The following is an 18,615-nucleotide window of genomic DNA, read 5'->3' as shown; positions in this document are numbered from 1 at the left end:
TACGAATTATCTTTGAATTTTGAAAGTGGCTGCCGGCGGAGGAGTCTGAAGTGCCGCACTGTCCCTCTGGATCTGCATTGCCTTCTTTTCATTACTGATCTGATCCTTCACCTGCTGGTCCGCTTTGTTCTTTTCTGCGATCTTATCCGCTTCTTTTTTCTGTCTTGCCGTTAATGCCGCAATTCTTGCTTCTGTCTGTTTTTTTACAACTGCAAAATTTTCTTTTTCTTTCATCAGCTTTGTCCTAAGATCAACTGCTGTTTTAGAATATTCTGTATTAGGAAGTTCTTTTTCTACAAGTCTTGTATAAGCGAGTGCACTTTCTATACGCTCATCTTTAAGATCATATACAGATTTTAAAGCCAGTTCATAACGTGATTTCATGATGTAATCATAAATCTTCGGACGAAGTTTAGTACTTGGGAAATCTTCCAGTACGTTATCAAAAGCTACGTTGGCTGCTTTGTATTCAGCCATTTTGAAGTACTGTTTGGCATTTTCATATGCTTTGAACTCCAGTTTGTAAGACAGCTCATCAATCAGCTGGCTGATATTTTTAGATCTTTCAGAATTCGGATAATTCGTCAGGAAATCCTGAAGTTCATTGATTGCCGTTTCTGTAGTAGACTGGTCAAGGTTATAGTCCATAGAGCCTTCATAGTAGCATAATGCGGACATATAAGCTGCTTCTTCTGCTCTTGGATCTTTAGGGAAACTTACGGCAAAGTTTTTAAACTGGTGTCCTGCCAGCTTATAGCTTTTGTCATAATAATTGGCATAAGCTGTATTGAAACCTACATTAGGAAAATCATCTGTTCCTGCAACAAGGTTAGTAAGCCTGTCATACAGAGCCAATGCATTCTTCCACTTCTTTTTGGCAAAATTTTCATTGGCTGCCTTTAAGATAAAATTCTTGTCAGCACTCTTCATTGCTCTTTCCTGCTGGCTTACGCAAGAGGAAACAACTGCCACTGCAAAAAGACCTAAAATATATTTTTTCATATAAAAAATTCAACAGTTTTCGGATTATACAGCCGATTTACTAATTTGCAAAAATATAACTTTTTTGTCAATAGATTTTTTTTTATGAATATTTAACGTAAATTTAGTCTGCAGCGTATCCCAAAATAGCAAAAACGCTGAGTAAAAGATTCATCCTTACTTTTTTCTCGGCTTCTTTTGCATAGGCTTCTTCATTTTTGCTGGGCACATACAACTCATAGAAATTCTTATTTCTGATCACGAATAACGTAGAACCAATGATCATGGTAAGGATATCTTCAGGCTTCGGTGTAAAGGTGAATACTCCTGAAGCAACTCCTTTTTTGATAACATCATCCAGTTTCTTTACAAACAGCTGATAAAAATCCAGCAGTTCATCCTTTAAGTTTTCCGTATGTCTCAGCTCCTGGGTTACAAATCCGTGGAAATAGTTGTATTTGAATAATTGGGAAACAATGTATTTTATGATCTCTCTCAGCTGCATTTCAGGTTTGCCGTCCTTAATGGTGTCTGCAAATTCGGAAAAATTTTCCCTTGTTTTCAGAACACGGTACTGATAGAGATAAGACATCATTTTTTCCTTGGATCCGAAGTAATAGGAAATCATCGCCACATTAATGTTCGCCTTGGAGCATATATCCCTTACAGAGGTTCCGTCGTACCCCTTTTTGGCGATAAGCTCTTCAGCAATATCCAGAATGTGGATCTGTTTTTCTGTAAATTTTTTTCTCATGAAGTGCACTTTGAGTAAAGTTAAGAAATTTTTAACAAATTTATAAACGTTCGTTTAATAATTTCAAATTAATTCTGAATAATTGTACTTTTGTGAATGGATTTTTTTGATTTTCACCATCATAAAAAATATATCAGAAACGGAATTTATAATCTTGCGAAAGGAATTCCGCCTGATTTCCCTTATTCTATAGGGATTCATCCCAATGATATTGATGTTAACAACCTGGAACAGCAGTTTTCATGGATGAGGAGTATGATGCTTCAAAACTGTTTTGCCATTGGAGAGTGCGGTCTGGATTCTTTGGTTTCCGTGGATCAGAAAATTCAGGAAGAAGTTTTCTTAAGGCAGATCATGATTGCCAATGAAGTAAAAAAACCCATTATTATTCATTGTGTAAGAAAATTTTATGAAGTTATTTCTTTCAGGAAAAAATCCGGGCAGCCTATGATTATTCATGGTTTCAACAAAAAAAAACAGATTGCTGAAGATCTTCTAGCTCATAATTTTTATCTGAGTTTTGGAAAAGCTGTTTTGTATAATTTATCTTTGCAGGATATTGTAAGGAATACACCTTTGGACAGGATGTTTTTAGAAACTGACAATGAAGCTTTTAACATTGAAGAACTTTATTCAAAAGTTTCGGAATTAAAGGGTATTTCTCTGGAAAAACTGAACGAACATATTTTAGAAAATTTAGACACGATAAAGAATGGATAAGTATTGGCTGGAGAGAACAGAACTCCTGATCAAAGAGGAAGGACTGGAAAAACTGAATAAAGCAAAGGTATTGGTAATAGGCTTAGGTGGTGTAGGATCTTTTGCGGCAGAGTTTCTGGCCAGAGCGGGTGTAGGAAATATGACTATCGTAGACGGCGATACGGTAGATATTACAAATATCAACAGACAGCTTCCTGCGCTACATTCAACTGTAGGACAGCATAAAGTGGAAGTAGTGGCAGAAAGGCTTCTTGATATCAACCCGAAAATCAATTTAGTTAAGATCAATGAATTTCTCAATCCGGAAAGAATGGATGAAGTTCTTGATTCTGATAAGTTTGATTATATCCTGGACTGCATCGACAGCGTAACTCCAAAACTGTGTTTAATAAAGGCAGCCAGAAAAAGAAAAATAAAACTCGTAAGTTCTATGGGAGCAGGCGGGAAAACTGATCCCAGCAAAGTGATGGTAAGGGATATCAGTAAAACACAGAACTGTTATCTTGCCAAACAGATACGAAAAAGACTTAAAAAGGAAAAGATCAATAAGGGCTTCAGATGTGTATTCTCTAATGAACTGCAAAAGGAGGAAAGCCTTAAAATGACTGATGGAACCAACTATAAAAGATCCTTTTACGGCACCATCAGCTATATTCCTGCGATCTTCGGGCTGTATGCCGCAGCTGAAGTTATCAATCATTTAGTGAAAAAAGATTAATGCAGAACTTTACATACTCCAGAGAAGAAAAACTCAAAAAAAATACTGAGATTGCTTTACTTTTTGATAAAGGTAAATGGAGGAGCTGTGGAAATTTGAGAATTATTATCCTTAAAGACAAGCCCAATCTGCCGGTGGAAAGTCACAAGTTTGGAGTTTCCGTTTCTAAAAGATATTTCAAGAAGGCGGTACACAGAAACCGTGTGAAAAGGCTTCTAAGGGAGTGTTATCGCCTGAATAAGGATTTATTTAAAGAAGCTTTTGGAGAAAAGACCTTGGCCATGATGTTTTGGGTTTCTTCTGAAATGCCTGCCAAGTTCCAGGAAGTGGAAGAGCAGTTTATCAAGCTTTGCCAGATGCAGAAGAAATCTTGATCATGTAAAAATCTGTCAATGTAACAATTTACCAATTAAACTCTTGTGTAACTTGTCATTAAATTCTTTACAAAATCTTGCATAGTTTTTGTAATTTTAGGGGAAACAATAAATCTGAAAATTAAAATGTTAGATCATGTTCCCTATTTTTCTTACATCCTGAGTGCCTTTATCGGTATAGGATTGGCAGCGGCGACGGGCTTCAGGGTTTTTCTGCCCATGTTTGCGGTAAGTCTCGCATCTTATTTTCACTGGATTCCGATGAGTGAGAATTTTGAGTGGCTTTCGGGGCTTCCTGCTCTTATTACCACCGGAATTGCCACTATTGCTGAAATCTTAGCATATTACATCCCGTTTGTGGACCATCTTTTGGATACGATCTCAGTCCCTTTAGCGACTGTAGCGGGCTCGGTATTATTTGCCAGCCAGTTTGCAGATCTGGGAACTTTTCCCCAGTGGGCACTTGCATTAATTGCAGGAGGAGGAACAGCAGCTACGATCAGTTCCGGCTTTGCAGGGATCCGGGCGGCTTCTACTGCCACTACGGGAGGTTTAGGCAATTCTGTCGTAGGAACTACTGAAACTGCGGGAGCAGGGGTTATGTCTGTCCTGGCAATGGCAGCTCCTGTTATTGCAGCTGTTTTTGCCATAATCCTGATTATTCTTGTAGTTATTTTCGGACGGAAAGCGTGGCGGAAACTACGAGGCGGTAAAAATATTGCTGATGATATATAAAAACAAAGGCTGGACACTTCTGTGATCAGCCTTTCAATATCTTTTTTAAACCCTTTTAGCCTTTACTTCTGAAATCTTTTATTTCCTGTATTCTGGATTGGAAATATTCCTTTTTCTCAGGGTTTTTGTTAATCAGAATTTCAAAAGCCTTGATGGCTTTAGTGTAAAGTTTCTGCTCGAAGTAAAGATTGGCCAGTGTTTCGGTCATAAGGTGGGAAATATCGTCATTCTTTTCTTTGACAACGTAGGTACTTTCGTCCCTTAACTGGCTGATTTTCGGATTGTTTTCGATAAAAGCTTCAATCACTTTCTCCTGAACGGGGATCTTCTCTTTCTTAACAGGTTCTTCTGCCGGTCTGTTGATCTTAAGCCAGCTCTGCCAGGTATTGATAAACCCGGGAACATTACTGTCCGCAGGAGCCTGCTTTGAATTTTCAGCTTTAATTTCCTCCACAGGCTCTTCTTTTGCCGTTTTGTCTACTGCCAGACTTGAAATATCTGCCCCAAAGAAAGAAACATTCATAACCGGAACTTCTTCTTTAGGTTCTCTTGTTTCAAGGCTTTCTTCTGAATTTTTAACTTCTTCATTTTTTTCTTCTACAATTTCAGGTGTTTCTTTTTCAGCAGCAGGAAGTTCCTCTTTTTGAACTGCCTCAGTTTCTTTTTGAAGCTCTTCAACAATTTGTGGGGCGACTTCTTCCTGTCTTTCTTCTATAACAGGAATCTCTTCCTGTTTTGGAGTTTCTTTATCCGGTGTGGAAACTTTGGTTTCCTTGCTGATCATAGAATCGGGTAAGTGAGAGTCCAGGCTCATTGGCTTCCATGAAGAAACAGGCTGTACAGGCATTTCAGGCTTTTCTTCTTTTTTTACCTCAGCTTCTACAGGCTCTTGTTGCTCTACCGGTTGCTCCAAAGAATCTTTTACCTCTTCTGCCGCAGGTTTTTCAATCTTCGGCTCTTCTTTTTCTGTGGACCAGAAATGGAAGCTTTGTGTTTCTGCAAAACTGATCTCATGATCGGCAACTTCAGGCTCTTCGTTTTTCACCTGCGGAGCAGACTGGGCTTCTTTCATTTTTTTCTCCACTTCTTCAATCAGACGTCTCATTTCTTCCTCATGTTTATTCACACTTGGCTTGGAAACTTCAGGCGCTACGGTTTCGTTATCAGTATTTACCTGAATTTTAACATCCGGCATAAACTCATCCATTCCGTGGAAACTAATTTCTGCATGGGGTTCGTTTATACTATTATCTTCATTAATTGTTTCAGAATCTACCTGTGTTTCAGTGGCTACAGGTTCTTCCACAGGATTGTTTTCTTCTGTTTCCGGAGACGTTTCTGTTTCCGGAGCCAATGTTTCTACTTCGTGGAAACTTACTTCACTTTCTTTATTGATGACCTGTTCTTCAGCAGGGCTTTCTATTTTATTTTCCTCAACAATCAGTTCGGGGGTAAATTCTGCTCCAGCCTCTGAATCTTCCTGCTCTCCTATGTTTTGATTTTCTGTTTGCGCAATGCTTTCCTGATCAGGAACAGCAACGGATTCAGCTTTTTGAGTCACTATCACACCGGATTCCAGAGTAGATTCAAGATCAATCACTTCGGAATTGGTTTCATCAAGGAAATTTTCTTCTCCTTCGAACAGGATCCTGTTTCTTTCTCCGTTGACGTGAATATGTTTGATTTCCTGTACAGGCTTTACCATCTGTGCCGCCTCTTCATATTTGTCCTGTCTGCTTTCGGAAGATTCCTCTCTTTTTATAGGGAAAGCTTTATTCTTATAGGAATATTTAACCGGCTTTTCGAGTGCTTTAGAAGGCTGCTTATCTTCTGTGATTTCCGGCCTGGACTCACGCTGAGCCTTACCGTTAATCAGCTGGTAAAGAAGTTTTTTATCGGTGGTATAAGCTGCAGTTGTGGAAAGTTCCTTCTGATAGTTTTCTTTATCATAAAGGTGTACCCCAAACAAATGAAGCGCCCTGATGTTCTGAACATAGGGAAAGGTATTGATCTCCTCTTTCAAAAGACCAAGATCTTCTGACTGTATATTTTTAGGGCTTTTTAATAATTCTAAAACTCTGGGATTCATCTTACCAATTGGCTACAATATCGTTAAATATTTTATTAATAATTCTGTCTGTTACAAGCTTTACCTGGGTAGTTTCTATCTGGCTCTGGGTCAGGTCGTTGTTGTAAACCGCTTCATCCGTATAAGTTCTGTCAAAGCTGGAATCCGGATGTATTTTGTTCTCATAGTGTACTTTTACACTGATCGTCAGCTTGCCCTGTGCCTGCTGTACCACACCTCCTGAAGGATTCGTCAGTGTATTGGAGCTGATGGTGGCAGATGAGAAATTATAATCAGAAATTTCACCTTCTATCAGAATATCAGGATTGGATTTCGTCCCCTTTAATGTGGTTCTCTGCAGGAATCTGTTCTGGATGTCTGTAGAAAACTGCTGGGAAAGGGTAGGATTCACAAGCGCTGCATTATTCGGAAATTCATTGATCTGGACGGTTTTTTCATCCGTCAATGATGATCCGGTAAAGGAATAGCACTGATGAAAAAGTGAAAGGATTACAAATCCAAATATTATTTTTAATTTATTCATACCTTTTTTTGATTTACAGACTCTGATGTCTCTTTACAAACCCTACTTTTTAATCCTCTAAGTTATACTGTTTTATTTTCCTGTAAAGGGTTCTCTGCGAAATCCCAAGCTCGTCTGCCGCTCTGTTCCTACGTCCTTTATGCTTCTCTAACGCTTTGATTATTAAATCTTTTTCATTATTTTGAAGTGACAGGGATTCCGGACGGTTTTCTTCTATTTCTATATCTTCAACATCTTCGTAACTGTCATCCGAATTTGAAATAATAGTAGGTGCGGATTGTACTACAGGAGACTTATCTTCAAAATACAGCAATGAATTCTGGCTGACAGGCTGTGTTTGTTCTGCAGAATAGATCCTGTTGATCAGATTTTTTTCCTGATTGCTTAAATCTGCTGTTCCCCTGTTTTTAATCAGCTCTGAAGTTAAAGATTTTAAATCATTGATATCACTTCTCATATCAAAGAGAATTTTGTACATAATTTCTCTTTCGCTTCCGAAATCATTCTGCTTCTGGGCACTCTGATTATTCACCACCATTGGAAGATGAGTTTCCATAGGAATGTATTCGGCCAGTTTTTCAACGGTAATCTGCCTGTTTCTTTCCACTACGGTCATCTGTTCTACCAGATTTCTCAGCTGGCGGACGTTTCCGGGAAAGCTATAATTTTCAATATAATGAACGGCACTTGGATCCAGCTCCAATTCCGGCATTCTGTATTTTTCAGCAAAATCTATTGAGAATTTTCTGAACAGCAAATGGATATCTCCTTTTCTTTCTCTCAAAGGAGGCATGTCAATCTGAACGGTATTCAGACGGTAGTACAGATCCTCACGGAATCTGCTGTCCTGAATAGCTTTCATCATATTAACATTGGTTGCTGCCACAATTCTCACATTGGTTTTCTGAACCTGGGAGGAACCTACTTTCATGAATTCCCCACTTTCCAGGACTCTCAAAAGACGGACCTGCGTCTGCAGGGGAAGCTCCCCAACCTCATCAAGGAAAATCGTTCCGCCGTCCGCTACCTCGAAATATCCTTTTCTGGTTGCCGTAGCTCCGGTAAATGCTCCTTTTTCGTGTCCGAACAGTTCAGAATCTATGGTTCCTTCAGGAATCGCACCACAATTGACCACGATATAGGGCTGATGCTTTCTTTTAGATTCAGAGTGGATGATTTTTGGAATAAATTCTTTTCCGACCCCACTTTCTCCTATGACCAAAACGGAAATGTCCGTTGGTGCCACCTGGATTGCTTTTTCCAAAGCCCTGTTGAGTGCCGGGAAATTCCCGATAATTCCAAAGCGGTTTTTTATGTTTTGTAAGTCGTTGCTCATAAGTAAATTTTTGATTATTGATTTAATAATCTACAGCTCTTCTATCTGTTTTCTGTAGATTTTGTTGAAGTGATGGGCTAGACATCTTTCATGGTCTTTCCTTCATCATAAGTCATTAATGCTAACTTTTTTAAATCCAAATAATCTTTGTTTCTTATTTTAGAAACTTTACTTTTAAAATATATATTCCCGGCAAAGTTGTTCTCCTTGCTCTGTTTTTCGAAATTTTCTAAGGCTTTGTCGTATCTGCCCAGCTCAAAATAGGTAACTCCCAGCTGATAATGATCATCCGTCCCTTTAAAATACCCTTTGGATGTTAAAGGATTTTCAATGAAGCCGGCTGCTTTTTCTTTCTGACCTAAAGCACTGTAAGGCATAGCTCTCACCACATCCCAATGATAGTCTCCGTTTAAAGATCTCCCAAGGTCATCAGAATAATATTTTTTTAATTCTTTTAAATCCCGGATAGCCTCTTTATAATCCCACAAAAACTGGAACTTCGACCAATCTCTGTACCCTAAATACATTTTAGGGTCTACAGCTACAGCTTTATCTATAAGTATTTTCCAGGTCAGGAAATCTTCGTTTTTAAGATAAGGAACGACTTTCTCCATATAGGAACTGGAGAAATCGTGACAAAGACCCACCGCTTTATCAAAAGCTTCCCGGGATTCCCGGCTGTCTTGCCTGTCCGAAGCCCAGTTGTACTGCTCACAAGCTTTTTTGCAGTTCTCACCCTCTACTGCATTACAGTTGACCTGCGCAATAGTATTGGTGTAAACGATAAGCAATAAAAAGCTAAGGTAATACCTCTGAAACTTTTCCATCTTCAATTTTATAGGTTAAATACTGATAATAGTCTGCTTTAAACCCTTTTATCTCTTTAGGAATCCAGCCTTCCAGCGATTTTGTGAACCGCAGAAGCTTTTCTTCCAGTTTTTTTATCTGGTTCTGTCTACTTCAGACCGGTGTTCATCTGCCGAACTCTGAACAGTCCTGTTTTTCCTTCACAATTTACTAAAAATCTTACGGTAATATCACCGTTCATTTTACTTTCGGAAGATATTTTCTTTTAGAGTTTTTCTATAATGGCCAATTCTCACCTTTACAGTCCAATCCCGATCTTCTCTGATAGTATTCAATACTGATCATTTTCCCGCGAGTACATTTTTTTAAAGCAGGATCATCCAGCTTTTTATTGAATTTATTCCGCTGTTCTCCCTAAAAGTGTGCCCTGGGTATTATCATAGACAAAAACATCCACAATGTCACCAATTTTCTGCCCTTCAAGCATATCAAAGACACAAACTGCATTCTGGGAATTTCTTCCTTTCCACTGGTTTTTGTTCTTTTTAGAAGTTCCTTCAATTAAGACCTGGTGGATCCTTCCTACGTAAGACTGCATTCTTTTTCTGGAAAGTTCTCCCTGAAGGGCGATTACCTCAGCCAGACGTCTTTGCTTTACATCAGCAGGAATATTATCCTCCATTTTTTTATGGGCCGGCGTTCCGGGTCTTTCTGAATAGGCAAACATATAACCGTAGTCATATTCTACCTCTTTCATCAGGCTCAGAGTGTCCTGATGATCTTCTTCTGTTTCATTACAGAAACCGATGATCATATCCTGTGAAAAAGCAATATCAGGAACGATTTCTTTTGCTTTTTTAATTAAATCCAGGTATTCTTCGCGGGTATGCTGCCTGTTCATTGCTTCCAGCATATTGTTGCTTCCGCTTTGTACCGGAAGGTGAACATATTTACAGATATTGTCGTGCTTTGCAATCATTCTGAATACATCCAGACTCATATCCTGAGGGTTTGATGTGGAGAATCTGATCCTCATTTCAGGAACTGCTTTGGCTACAAGGTCAAGAAGCTGTGCAAAATTGACGGCTGTAGCTTTCTGCATTTCGGAAGCTTTGGCAAAATCTTTTTTAGGACCTCCTCCATACCATAGGTAAGAGTCTACATTCTGTCCTAAAAGGGTAATTTCTTTATATCCGTTATTTAAAAGGTCTTTACATTCCTGAATAATAGAATGCGGATCGCGGCTTCTTTCTCTTCCTCTGGTAAAAGGAACTACACAGAAGGTACACATATTGTCGCAGCCCCTGGTAATGGTTACATAAGCCGTAACTCCGTTTCCTCCTAAACGTACAGGATTGATATCCGCATACGTTTCTTCTTTTGAGAGGATCACATTAATAGCATCTCTTCCGTCTTCGGTTTCTTTCAGAAGGTTAGGAAGGTCTCTGTAAGCATCAGGACCTACTACAAGATCTACCAGCTGTTCTTCTTCCAGAAATTTGGTTTTTAGTCTTTCCGCCATGCATCCCAATACGCCAACCGTCATGTTTGGCTTTTCCTTTTTCAGGTTTTTAAACTGGGACAGACGCATTCTTACGGTCTGTTCCGCCTTTTCACGAATGGAACATGTATTTAAAAGGATAAGGTCTGCTTCTTCTACTTTCAGGGTCGTATTGTATCCCTGCTCATTAAGGATAGAGGCAACAATTTCAGAATCAGAAAAGTTCATCTGACAGCCGTAGCTTTCCAAAAAGAGTTTTTTAGAATTCTCAGGCCTTTCAGCGATTGCAAAAGCTTCTCCCTGTTTTGTTTCGTCTATATATTTTTCCTGCACAATAATCGTTTTAAAGTTCAATGCCCGGCATTTAAATTCAAAGCATCATAATGAATTTTAAATCCCAAACAGATTAGTCTGCAAAGATACAAAATATTGTGACAGAATGGCAGGACTATCTTTCTTCAAAATTAACAGAAAATTTCATAGGTAATATAATCTTCTGTTTAATTGGAATATTAGAATAAAGAGCTGGCTATTTATAAGAATTACAAGAAAAAAAGCAGTACTCTAATCATGGTCATATGTATTATTATCAAACCTAATTTTCATTATCAATTTGTAATCGACGGGCACACCATTTTTAGTAGCTGCCTTCCATTTTCCTTTTACTTTTTTAGCAGCATATTTCATATCATCAATAAATGCTTCACTGTTTTTAAACCTGGGAAGGATGTCCACTTTATCAATTTTACCTTTAGGATCAATATTGAATATAAAAGCAACCTCTCCTTTAATAGCATATAAAGCCATATCGACATAAGCATACGCCATATTCAGAAATTCTTTTCTAAAAGCATCTTCCCCTCCCGGAAATTCAGCTTTTTGAAAATCCTCATCCTTCTGATATTGATACTGAGCAGTTGTTTGTTGCGAAAAACCTTTAAAACCTATAAGCAGTAAAGGCAATAGTAGAAAATATTTTTTCATCTGATCATGTTATAAGTCTGTAGCTATGGAGGAGAAATTCATTTTCAGTTTGATCTGTGAGGTAACCGGCTTTCCGTCACATGAAGCCGGAATCCAGTTTTTTTTGATGCGTCTTACCACATATTTCATATCATCAAAAAAGTAAGTGCTGTTGGCTACTTTCGGGCTTCCTTCGATATTAGTTACTTTTCCGGTCTCATCAACAGTAAGGGTGAATGTAAAATCACCATTCAGGACATAGAAATCTGAATTCAGATAATCGTACATGAATTTCTGAAGGGTTTGTTTATAAACTGCCACACCGCCTTCAAACGCAGCCGCTTTGAAATCATTACAGTTTTTTACTGCAACCTGCAAAAGGGGTTCTTTGATATCTATTTTTAAGAGATTTTTATTGGTTTCTGTTATCTGATTATCATCTCTTTCCTCAATATCCTGGGCAAATGTAAAATTTGCTATAAAAAGTGCTATAAGTAAAGTAAAAACTTTCATAGGCCGGTTCATTGTTTATTAAAATTGCTATAACAAAGTTAGTTATTTAAATGCTTTACCAAAAAGAAAAACTTCAGGCTGTCACCCGAAGTTTTTATCATATTCTGAAATCTGTTTTTATGTATTTGAAGGCTGAAGCCGTGCTTTGCTTCCAGTTTCTCTTAGCATCAAGGAAATCAGAACTGCCAACACAATTCCTGCAATCCAGAATAGTATGGAATGCTGGAAATGCATTTCTCCTGAAGAAGCTTCCAGGTTTTTGCCGAACCATCTGCTGAATAGCGGACTTACCAGTGTAGTCACGCCAAAGGTGATAAAATTAATAGCACCGGTTGCACTTCCTTTTACATAATCCGGATTGGTCTCTTTAATAATAGAATAAGGTATCATGGCAGCTCCGGATCCAAGCCCGAAAATAAACATGCTGACTTTAGCAGAATACAGTTCCGGCAGATAGATAAGCTGTAGAAAACTTAGGATCATCAGGACTGCACCACCAATCAGAACAGGTTTCCTTCTTCCCAGTTTATCTGTAATAAAGCCTAAAAGCGGACATCCGAAAACCCAGCCGAAAGCTACCATTGCACTTGTAATAGCCGCGTCATGAAACATAAATCCTTTATCTTTTTCAAAGAAAGCAACTCCCCAGGTCATTGCAAATATAGTGGTGGGCGCAAACAGCAGACCGGAAATAAGACCACACAACCAGGATTGAGGATTTTTAAAAACGATTTTATAAGGTTCCAAATAACCTACTTTTTTAACGGTTTCCTCAGACTGTACTTCCGACTGTTTTTCGCCGGGAATAACCAGGAACAGACAAAATGCCGTAATAACGGTAATGATACCTGACCAAAGCCAGAAAGTATCTGTATTGACACCTTCTTCCACCCACGGTCCTACTACAAACTGACCTGCCGTTCCACCAAGCATTCCGATACATTGTGTAAATCCAACAGCTGTCGCGAGAGATTTTGAGGAAAACCCTTTACTCGCGAGATAGACACATCCAGGAAATGCAAAAGCACACCCCGCTCCCTGCAACAATCTTCCTGCCACACCACCTGAATAAGCGGATGCCAGAAATAACAGACAGCCTATTCCCAGAATTAAAGCACCTGCGAAAAGCGATCTTTTGCCACCGAACTTATCCAGGGCAATTCCGGCAATAAGGCTGCAGGTAGAATAGGTATAATAATAGGTCCCGATGAGGCTGACAAGCTTCAGTTCCGTAGTACTGAAATTGCTGACGAGCTCAGGAATCATTACGGCCGGTGCAGAGCGGACCACGTAATCCAGAAAATAAAATACGAGCCCGAATAACCAGGCGATTATATAAAACCTTTTTAAGGATACACTCATTACAGAAGTCCTTTAATGTGTTTATAGTTTGTTTTTACGGTCTCCAGGACTTCTTCCATCTTACCGCCAAGCATCAGCTGGGCCATAGATTTTGTCATTCCCATTACCTGGTCGAAGTCAATTTTAGGAGGAAGAGCCAGGGCGTTCGGATTGGTGAAAATATTCAGAAGGTAAGGTCCGTTGTAGACCAGACATTCCTTAATCGCATCTTCTACTTCTTCGGGCTTATGGACATTTTTCCCGGGATAACCCATCGCATGTGCTACCATTGCGAAATCAGGATTAATCATATCGGTCTGGTTGTCCGGCATACCGCCTACTTCCATTTCCAGCTTTACCATTCCAAGGGTTCTGTTATTAAAAACGATCAGCTTCACCGGCAGTTTGTACTGAAAGATCGTTGCCATGTCTCCCAAAAGCATGGAAAGTCCTCCGTCACCACACATGGCGATAACTTCTCTACCCGGATAAGTCAAAGAAGCCCCTATAGCCATTGGCATAGCATTAGCCATTGATCCGTGGTTGAACGAGCCTAACATTTTCCTTTCTCCGGTTCCGGTAATGAATCTTGCTCCCCACACACAGCACATTCCTGTATCTACCGTGAAAATAGCATCTTTTTTAGCCAAACGGTCTAAAGTATGGGCAACATATTCGGGCTGAATGGCATCTTCTTTTCCAAAGTCTTTTACGTAAGCGAACTGGCTTTCTTTAACTTTTTCATAAAATGCCAATTGTTCATTGAGAAAATGAGCATCCGTTTTTTCCTCAAGTAAAGGCAATAAGGCTTTAATGGTTTCTTTTACATCTCCCGCCAGTCCCATCTCCAGCTTTGCCCTTCTCCCCAGTCGTTCCGGGGCTTCGTCTATCTGGACAATTTTATTTTTTACCGGCATGAATTTCTGATAAGGGAAATCGGTTCCCAAAAGAATAACAAGATCTGCTTCATGCATTGCATGATAGGCTGATGGAAACCCAAGCAGTCCTGTAAGCCCTACTTCATTGGGATTGTTAGGCTGAATAGCCATTTTTCCGCGAAAAGAGTACCCTACAGGAGCATTTAAAAATTTTGATAATTCTACTACCTCAGCATTTGCTTGTTCTGCTCCAATTCCGCAATAGAGGGTTACCTTTTTACTTTCGTTAATTAAGCCTGCCAGCTGCTTCAATTCATCATCGGAAGGTCTTATGATGGGATTGGTCCTGAATATCTGGGTAGAAGTTGATCCTTCCTCAGCATCAAGCTCTGATACATCTCCCGGAAGTCCTATTACTGCTACTCCTTTCTTCGAAATAGCGTGCTGGATTGCCGTCTGTAATGTTCTCTGTACCTGTTCGGGTCTTGTGATCATCTGGTTATAGTGGCTGCAGTCATCAAACAGTTTGATGGTATTGGTTTCCTGGAAATAATCCATTCCCATTTCATCGCTTGGGATTGTGGAAGCGATGACAAGCATCGGAACGTGAGATCTGTGGGCTTCATACACTCCGTTAATAAGATGAACGTGTCCCGGACCACAGCTTCCCGCACATACGGCAAATCCGTCAAGCTCTGCTTCAGCCGCTGCTGCATAGGCTCCTACTTCTTCATGCCTTACATGAATCCATTCGATGCTGCTTTTTTTAACTGCAATGTTAAGATGGTTGAGACTGTCGCCAGTTACCGCATAAATTCTTTTCACATTGGCATTTTCGAGCATTTCAACAATCTGCTCTGCTATGTTTTTGGCCATAATTAGTATTTTTTGGTGTTTATTAGATTAGAAAACTGAAGTGAATAAATATATTTTACATTAAAAAATCATACCCTTTTCTCAAATTTAGCTAATAAATTATAATTCTGCGTTTGTACAGTATTAAAATTTCAACATACTGGAATAGTAAAATATATGATTTATGATTCTCTTTCAGCCAACAAAAAACTCCGCCATAAGAGCGGAGTTTTATATTAATTATTAAAGAGACTATCTACTTGTGTTAGTATTAGGAGCAAAGCTAGCTCGTCCATCTTGGTCAGGAATATTTCTGGAGAAATTTAAACCTAAAGAAACTCTCTCTTCTTTATTTTTTGCAAAGTTTTTCTGTACCCTTGCAAGATCTCTTTTCACTTCTATTTCAAATGTTTTGTCGAAAAGTTCAGGTAAAAGCTTTATATCAGAAATTTCTCCTTTCTCACTGACATTAAAATTCAGTACAAAATCTCCTGTTACCTGAAAACTGTTTCCGGTTTGCTGAAGACTAAGAGCCAAATCTTTGTCAAATTTTTCCTGCCCACCCTTATAGGCGCTATCCAGTACATTTTTATCGGATTTAATTTTCACAAAAGTCTGTGAAAAAGAATGTGTAAAAGCAAGAACTGCCAGAACTGAAATTATTTTTTTCATATGCTGATTTTTTGTTCTTTAAATTTACAATCTTCCAATTAAATCTACAAAATTTCTATCTGGTTTCTCAGCAGATCTTCAAATTCATCTCTTTTACGGATCAAATGTGCCTTTCCGTCTAAGAACAATACTTCGGCAGGCTTTAATCTAGAATTGAAATTCGAGCTCATTTCAAAACCGTAGGCTCCGGCATTGTGGAAAACCAGGATATCACCTTCTCTTACTTCATTCAGCTTTCTGTCCCAGGCAAATGTATCCGTTTCGCAGATGTTTCCTACTACGGTATAAATTCTTTCGGCTCCTTTAGGATTCGACAGGTTTTCGATCATATGGTAAGAATCATAAAACATCGGCCGGATTAAATGGTTGAACCCTGAATTTACACCTACAAAAACAGTAGCTGTTGTCTGCTTGATGACATTGGCTTTTACTAAAAGGTAACCGCTTTTTCCTACCAGAAATTTCCCCGGTTCAAACCATAGTTCGAATTTTTTTCCTGTAGATTTTGAAAACTCAGAAATCACTTTTTCTACTTTTTTACCTAGTGTTCTCACATCCGTTTCCTCTTCGGTATCCTGGTAAGGGATTTTGAATCCGCTTCCCATATCCAGGTATTTAAGGTTAGGGAAATGCTCGGAAAGCTCAAGCATAATGTCCAATGCCTGAAGGAAAACATCTGGATCCTTGATCTCGCTTCCCGTATGCATGTGAAGCCCTTCCACATTAAGGTTGGTACTTTTCATCACTCTTTCGATATGACGAACCTGGTGAATGGAGATGCCAAACTTGCTGTCGATATGCCCCGTTGAAATTTTATAGTTTCCCCCTGCAAAAATATGCGGGTTGATCCTTACAAGAATAGGATAGGTATTTCCGTATTTATTCCCGAACTGCTCAAGAATAGAAATGTTATCAATGTTAATATGAACTCCGAAAGCCATTGCTTCCTCTATTTCAGCCAGGTCAACACAATTAGGGGTGAATAATATTCTTTCTTTCGGAAACCCCGCCTTTAATCCAAGTTTAACCTCATTAATAGATACACAATCCAAAGAGGCACCCAGATTCCTGACATACTTAAGAATGTTGATGTTGGTTAAAGCCTTCGCTGCGTAGAAGAACTTAGTATGTTTTAAAAAAGAAGATGTAAGTTTTTCGTATTGAACTTTGATGGACTCCGCATCGTAAACATACACCGGTGTGCCAAACTCATTGGCAATCTTTAATAATTCTTTTGAATTCATAATTTCATTTTAACATAAAAAAAGGCAGATTCTTCGAAAAAGAGCCTGCCACATTGATTATTTTTTATGCAAGACAAGTCTTTTAAATATTCCAAACCTTAGAGAACTTTACAGCTCCCTTTTTTCCAGTTTTATTTTGTTTAAAATTTTGCATTGCTTCTATTTATTTTTTGCAAAAATACTATTTATTTTTCATTTCAGGAAAAATGATTTGAAAAGCAGATTCTTATGAAAATCCGTAAAGGATAAATTTCCTTTTATTTTGGTAACGGCAGCGTCTCAAAATCACCGCGAAGCAGCGCAAGCTGAAGATCATTATGCAGATCTGTGGAAGGAAGAGGTAAATCAATTTTCAGTTTTGAAAGCTTACTCATGGTCTGGATCTGCGTAAACAGCTCATAAAAGCCATAAGAGACTACTTTTCCGTTTTCAATGATCAGAAACAGTTTCTCTCCAAGCTTTCTTCCCTGGCCGAGCCAAAGCTCATTCCTTTTTCTGAAATCTATTTTTCTGATAAAAACATTAACATCATTGAATTCTTCCTGCAGCCCTATAAACTGAACCGCTTTTGTTCCCTGGGTAAATGACCTGAACTTAAGGATAGGTCTTTCAGTCTTATTCAGCTTATTTTTTTCAACGATATATTTATTGTTCCTGAAGTAAAGTCCAAAGGGAAATACTTCCCTTTTTTTGATGTTTTTGGAATTAAGGATCAGCTTTGCAATAATATCCGTTCCCGTAAGTTCATAATTGATCTGCTCAACGTCCTTCTGGATCTGTTCCCATTTTGGGGACTTGGAATTGAAGACTTTTTTGGAGAACTTATTGATATCCTGAACATAATCTGATAAAATAATTTTCCCCGCTTCATTCTGGAAATACACAAACCCTTTTTCGTTCGGAAGATCCTGGGTAAGAACCTTGATCTTGTTGATATAGGTTTTTGCATTGGTTTCGTCATGCTGCTTTTGAATAATCTCATTTTCTGTATCTTTAGAAATTAAAAGCTTGAAAAGCTCCAATGTTGCCCTTGCATCCCCTTCTGCCCTATGATGGTTCGTAAGCGGAATTCCCAAGGATTTCACCAGCTTTCCCAATGAATAGCTCACTTCATCCGGGATCATTTTTTTTGCTAAAGGAATGGTATCTAAAGTATTGATCTGAAAGTCATACCCGAGTCTTTTAAAAGACTGGCGCAGCATCCTGTAATCGAAATCAATATTGTGACCCACCAAAGTGGTATTCTGGGTGATTTCAATAACTCTTTTTGCTATTTCATGAAACTTCGGAGCTGTTTTCACCATTTTAGGAGTGATGCTTGTCAGCTTCTGTACAAAAGGAGTGATATCACTTTCGGGATTAACAAGAGAAATGAACTGGTCAGTAATCTTTTGACCATCATACCTGTAGATGGCTATATCTATAATGCATTCATTTCTGTAACCTGCACCATTACTTTCTATATCAATAATCGAATACATTGAATTCTAGTTATACTCCTGTTTTTATCATTACTATTTAAATCAACTGCTGAAAACCAGTGCCATCAGGCTTAATACATAACCTGTGCCATTGGCACTGAAAGACTGTACTGCATCACTGTTATCTAAT

The 18,615-nt window shown here is 38.7% G+C and carries 18 protein-coding genes; 4 read left to right on the top strand and 14 right to left on the bottom strand.

Annotated features, from left to right (window positions below; all coding sequences use genetic code 11):
* Positions 1 to 6: 6 nt before the first annotated feature.
* Together BUB03_RS18160 and BUB03_RS18155 are read right to left on the bottom strand one after the other, a co-directional pair.
* Entirely contained in the window at positions 7 to 1,002 is a 996-nt protein-coding gene (locus BUB03_RS18160; protein ID WP_040999578.1) for an outer membrane protein assembly factor BamD, read from the bottom strand.
* 103 nt (positions 1,003 to 1,105) lie between these two features.
* Complete coding sequence (locus BUB03_RS18155) at positions 1,106 to 1,735, bottom strand: TetR/AcrR family transcriptional regulator (RefSeq protein ID WP_040999579.1); 630 nt, start codon at positions 1,733 to 1,735, stop codon at positions 1,106 to 1,108.
* 96 nt (positions 1,736 to 1,831) lie between these two features.
* On the opposite strand from BUB03_RS18155, the gene BUB03_RS18150 reads away from it, so the two are divergent.
* The 4 genes from BUB03_RS18150 (at position 1,832) to BUB03_RS18135 (ending at position 4,282) form a co-directional block, all read left to right on the top strand.
* The gene (locus BUB03_RS18150) at positions 1,832 to 2,455 is read left to right on the top strand and encodes a TatD family hydrolase (protein WP_073065848.1); all 624 of its coding nucleotides are present in this window, start codon (positions 1,832 to 1,834) and stop codon (positions 2,453 to 2,455) included.
* On the top strand, positions 2,448 to 3,173 hold the full coding sequence (locus tag BUB03_RS18145; RefSeq protein ID WP_040999582.1) for a tRNA threonylcarbamoyladenosine dehydratase: 726 nt from the start codon (positions 2,448 to 2,450) through the stop codon (positions 3,171 to 3,173). Before BUB03_RS18150 ends, BUB03_RS18145 begins: the two co-directional genes overlap by 8 nt.
* The gene (gene rnpA / locus BUB03_RS18140; RefSeq protein WP_040999584.1) at positions 3,173 to 3,547 is read left to right on the top strand and encodes a ribonuclease P protein component; all 375 of its coding nucleotides are present in this window, start codon (positions 3,173 to 3,175) and stop codon (positions 3,545 to 3,547) included. The genes BUB03_RS18145 and rnpA overlap by 1 nt, the downstream gene beginning before the upstream one ends.
* Before the next feature lie 126 nt (positions 3,548 to 3,673).
* On the top strand, positions 3,674 to 4,282 hold the full coding sequence (locus BUB03_RS18135; protein ID WP_073065846.1) for a DUF4126 domain-containing protein: 609 nt from the start codon (positions 3,674 to 3,676) through the stop codon (positions 4,280 to 4,282).
* A 55-nt stretch (positions 4,283 to 4,337) separates the two neighbouring features.
* Here the strand turns inward: BUB03_RS18135 and BUB03_RS18130 are convergent, their stop codons facing one another.
* From BUB03_RS18130 to BUB03_RS18075, 12 genes are all read right to left on the bottom strand, one after another.
* Positions 4,338 to 6,371, bottom strand: a complete 2,034-nt coding sequence (locus tag BUB03_RS18130; protein ID WP_073065843.1) for a hypothetical protein — start codon at positions 6,369 to 6,371, stop codon at positions 4,338 to 4,340.
* Position 6,372: 1 nt separating this feature from the next.
* Positions 6,373 to 6,894, bottom strand: a complete 522-nt coding sequence (gene lptE, locus BUB03_RS18125) for an LPS assembly lipoprotein LptE (RefSeq protein ID WP_073065840.1) — start codon at positions 6,892 to 6,894, stop codon at positions 6,373 to 6,375.
* 49 nt (positions 6,895 to 6,943) lie between these two features.
* Positions 6,944 to 8,230 (bottom strand): sigma-54 interaction domain-containing protein, encoded by a 1,287-nt coding sequence (locus BUB03_RS18120; protein ID WP_040999587.1) that lies wholly within the window; start codon positions 8,228 to 8,230, stop codon positions 6,944 to 6,946.
* A 77-nt stretch (positions 8,231 to 8,307) separates the two neighbouring features.
* The gene (locus tag BUB03_RS18115; protein WP_073065837.1) at positions 8,308 to 9,057 is read right to left on the bottom strand and encodes a tetratricopeptide repeat protein; all 750 of its coding nucleotides are present in this window, start codon (positions 9,055 to 9,057) and stop codon (positions 8,308 to 8,310) included.
* A 377-nt stretch (positions 9,058 to 9,434) separates the two neighbouring features.
* Positions 9,435 to 10,871, bottom strand: a complete 1,437-nt coding sequence (miaB, locus tag BUB03_RS18110) for a tRNA (N6-isopentenyl adenosine(37)-C2)-methylthiotransferase MiaB (RefSeq protein ID WP_073066135.1) — start codon at positions 10,869 to 10,871, stop codon at positions 9,435 to 9,437.
* Between the two features lie 231 nt (positions 10,872 to 11,102).
* The gene (locus BUB03_RS18105; RefSeq protein ID WP_073065835.1) at positions 11,103 to 11,522 is read right to left on the bottom strand and encodes an energy transducer TonB; all 420 of its coding nucleotides are present in this window, start codon (positions 11,520 to 11,522) and stop codon (positions 11,103 to 11,105) included.
* Between the two features lie 9 nt (positions 11,523 to 11,531).
* The gene (locus BUB03_RS18100; protein ID WP_073066132.1) at positions 11,532 to 12,014 is read right to left on the bottom strand and encodes an energy transducer TonB; all 483 of its coding nucleotides are present in this window, start codon (positions 12,012 to 12,014) and stop codon (positions 11,532 to 11,534) included.
* 117 nt (positions 12,015 to 12,131) lie between these two features.
* The gene (locus BUB03_RS18095; protein ID WP_073065832.1) at positions 12,132 to 13,376 is read right to left on the bottom strand and encodes an MFS transporter; all 1,245 of its coding nucleotides are present in this window, start codon (positions 13,374 to 13,376) and stop codon (positions 12,132 to 12,134) included.
* A complete protein-coding gene (locus BUB03_RS18090) occupies positions 13,376 to 15,109 on the bottom strand; it encodes a thiamine pyrophosphate-dependent enzyme (protein ID WP_073065830.1) in 1,734 nt (577 codons plus the stop codon). The genes BUB03_RS18095 and BUB03_RS18090 overlap by 1 nt, the downstream gene beginning before the upstream one ends.
* Positions 15,110 to 15,340: 231 nt before the next feature.
* Positions 15,341 to 15,760: a hypothetical protein gene (locus BUB03_RS18085; RefSeq protein WP_073065827.1), complete on the bottom strand. Its 420-nt coding sequence runs from the start codon at positions 15,758 to 15,760 to the stop codon at positions 15,341 to 15,343.
* Between the two features lie 44 nt (positions 15,761 to 15,804).
* Positions 15,805 to 17,004, bottom strand: a complete 1,200-nt coding sequence (lysA, locus tag BUB03_RS18080) for a diaminopimelate decarboxylase (protein WP_175547514.1) — start codon at positions 17,002 to 17,004, stop codon at positions 15,805 to 15,807.
* A gap of 257 nt (positions 17,005 to 17,261) precedes the next feature.
* Positions 17,262 to 18,485, bottom strand: a complete 1,224-nt coding sequence (locus BUB03_RS18075; RefSeq protein ID WP_040999595.1) for a 3'-5' exonuclease — start codon at positions 18,483 to 18,485, stop codon at positions 17,262 to 17,264.
* Between the last annotated feature and the right edge of the window lie 130 nt (positions 18,486 to 18,615).

This window comes from Chryseobacterium oranimense, from assembly GCF_900129755.1.
Classification (GTDB): domain Bacteria; phylum Bacteroidota; class Bacteroidia; order Flavobacteriales; family Weeksellaceae; genus Chryseobacterium; species Chryseobacterium oranimense.
This window is presented reverse-complemented; position numbering and strand designations above follow the sequence as displayed.

Bases quoted from the DNA above. Each gene is read 5' to 3' on its own strand.
- BUB03_RS18100 (WP_073066132.1), bottom strand. From the start codon at position 12,014: ATGAAAGTTTTTACTTTACTTATAGCACTTTTTATAGCAAATTTTACA.
- BUB03_RS18105 (WP_073065835.1), bottom strand. From the start codon at position 11,522: ATGAAAAAATATTTTCTACTATTGCCTTTACTGCTTATAGGTTTTAAA.
- BUB03_RS18160 (WP_040999578.1), bottom strand. From the start codon at position 1,002: ATGAAAAAATATATTTTAGGTCTTTTTGCAGTGGCAGTTGTTTCCTCT.
- BUB03_RS18130 (WP_073065843.1), bottom strand. From the start codon at position 6,371: ATGAATCCCAGAGTTTTAGAATTATTAAAAAGCCCTAAAAATATACAG.
- BUB03_RS18135 (WP_073065846.1), top strand. From the start codon at position 3,674: ATGTTAGATCATGTTCCCTATTTTTCTTACATCCTGAGTGCCTTTATC.
- BUB03_RS18075 (WP_040999595.1), bottom strand. From the start codon at position 18,485: ATGTATTCGATTATTGATATAGAAAGTAATGGTGCAGGTTACAGAAAT.
- BUB03_RS18085 (WP_073065827.1), bottom strand. From the start codon at position 15,760: ATGAAAAAAATAATTTCAGTTCTGGCAGTTCTTGCTTTTACACATTCT.
- BUB03_RS18090 (WP_073065830.1), bottom strand. From the start codon at position 15,109: ATGGCCAAAAACATAGCAGAGCAGATTGTTGAAATGCTCGAAAATGCC.
- rnpA (WP_040999584.1), top strand. From the start codon at position 3,173: ATGCAGAACTTTACATACTCCAGAGAAGAAAAACTCAAAAAAAATACT.
- BUB03_RS18155 (WP_040999579.1), bottom strand. From the start codon at position 1,735: ATGAGAAAAAAATTTACAGAAAAACAGATCCACATTCTGGATATTGCT.
- lptE (WP_073065840.1), bottom strand. From the start codon at position 6,894: ATGAATAAATTAAAAATAATATTTGGATTTGTAATCCTTTCACTTTTT.
- BUB03_RS18150 (WP_073065848.1), top strand. From the start codon at position 1,832: ATGGATTTTTTTGATTTTCACCATCATAAAAAATATATCAGAAACGGA.
- BUB03_RS18120 (WP_040999587.1), bottom strand. From the start codon at position 8,230: ATGAGCAACGACTTACAAAACATAAAAAACCGCTTTGGAATTATCGGG.
- BUB03_RS18115 (WP_073065837.1), bottom strand. From the start codon at position 9,057: ATGGAAAAGTTTCAGAGGTATTACCTTAGCTTTTTATTGCTTATCGTT.
- BUB03_RS18145 (WP_040999582.1), top strand. From the start codon at position 2,448: ATGGATAAGTATTGGCTGGAGAGAACAGAACTCCTGATCAAAGAGGAA.
- lysA (WP_175547514.1), bottom strand. From the start codon at position 17,004: ATGAATTCAAAAGAATTATTAAAGATTGCCAATGAGTTTGGCACACCG.
- BUB03_RS18095 (WP_073065832.1), bottom strand. From the start codon at position 13,376: ATGAGTGTATCCTTAAAAAGGTTTTATATAATCGCCTGGTTATTCGGG.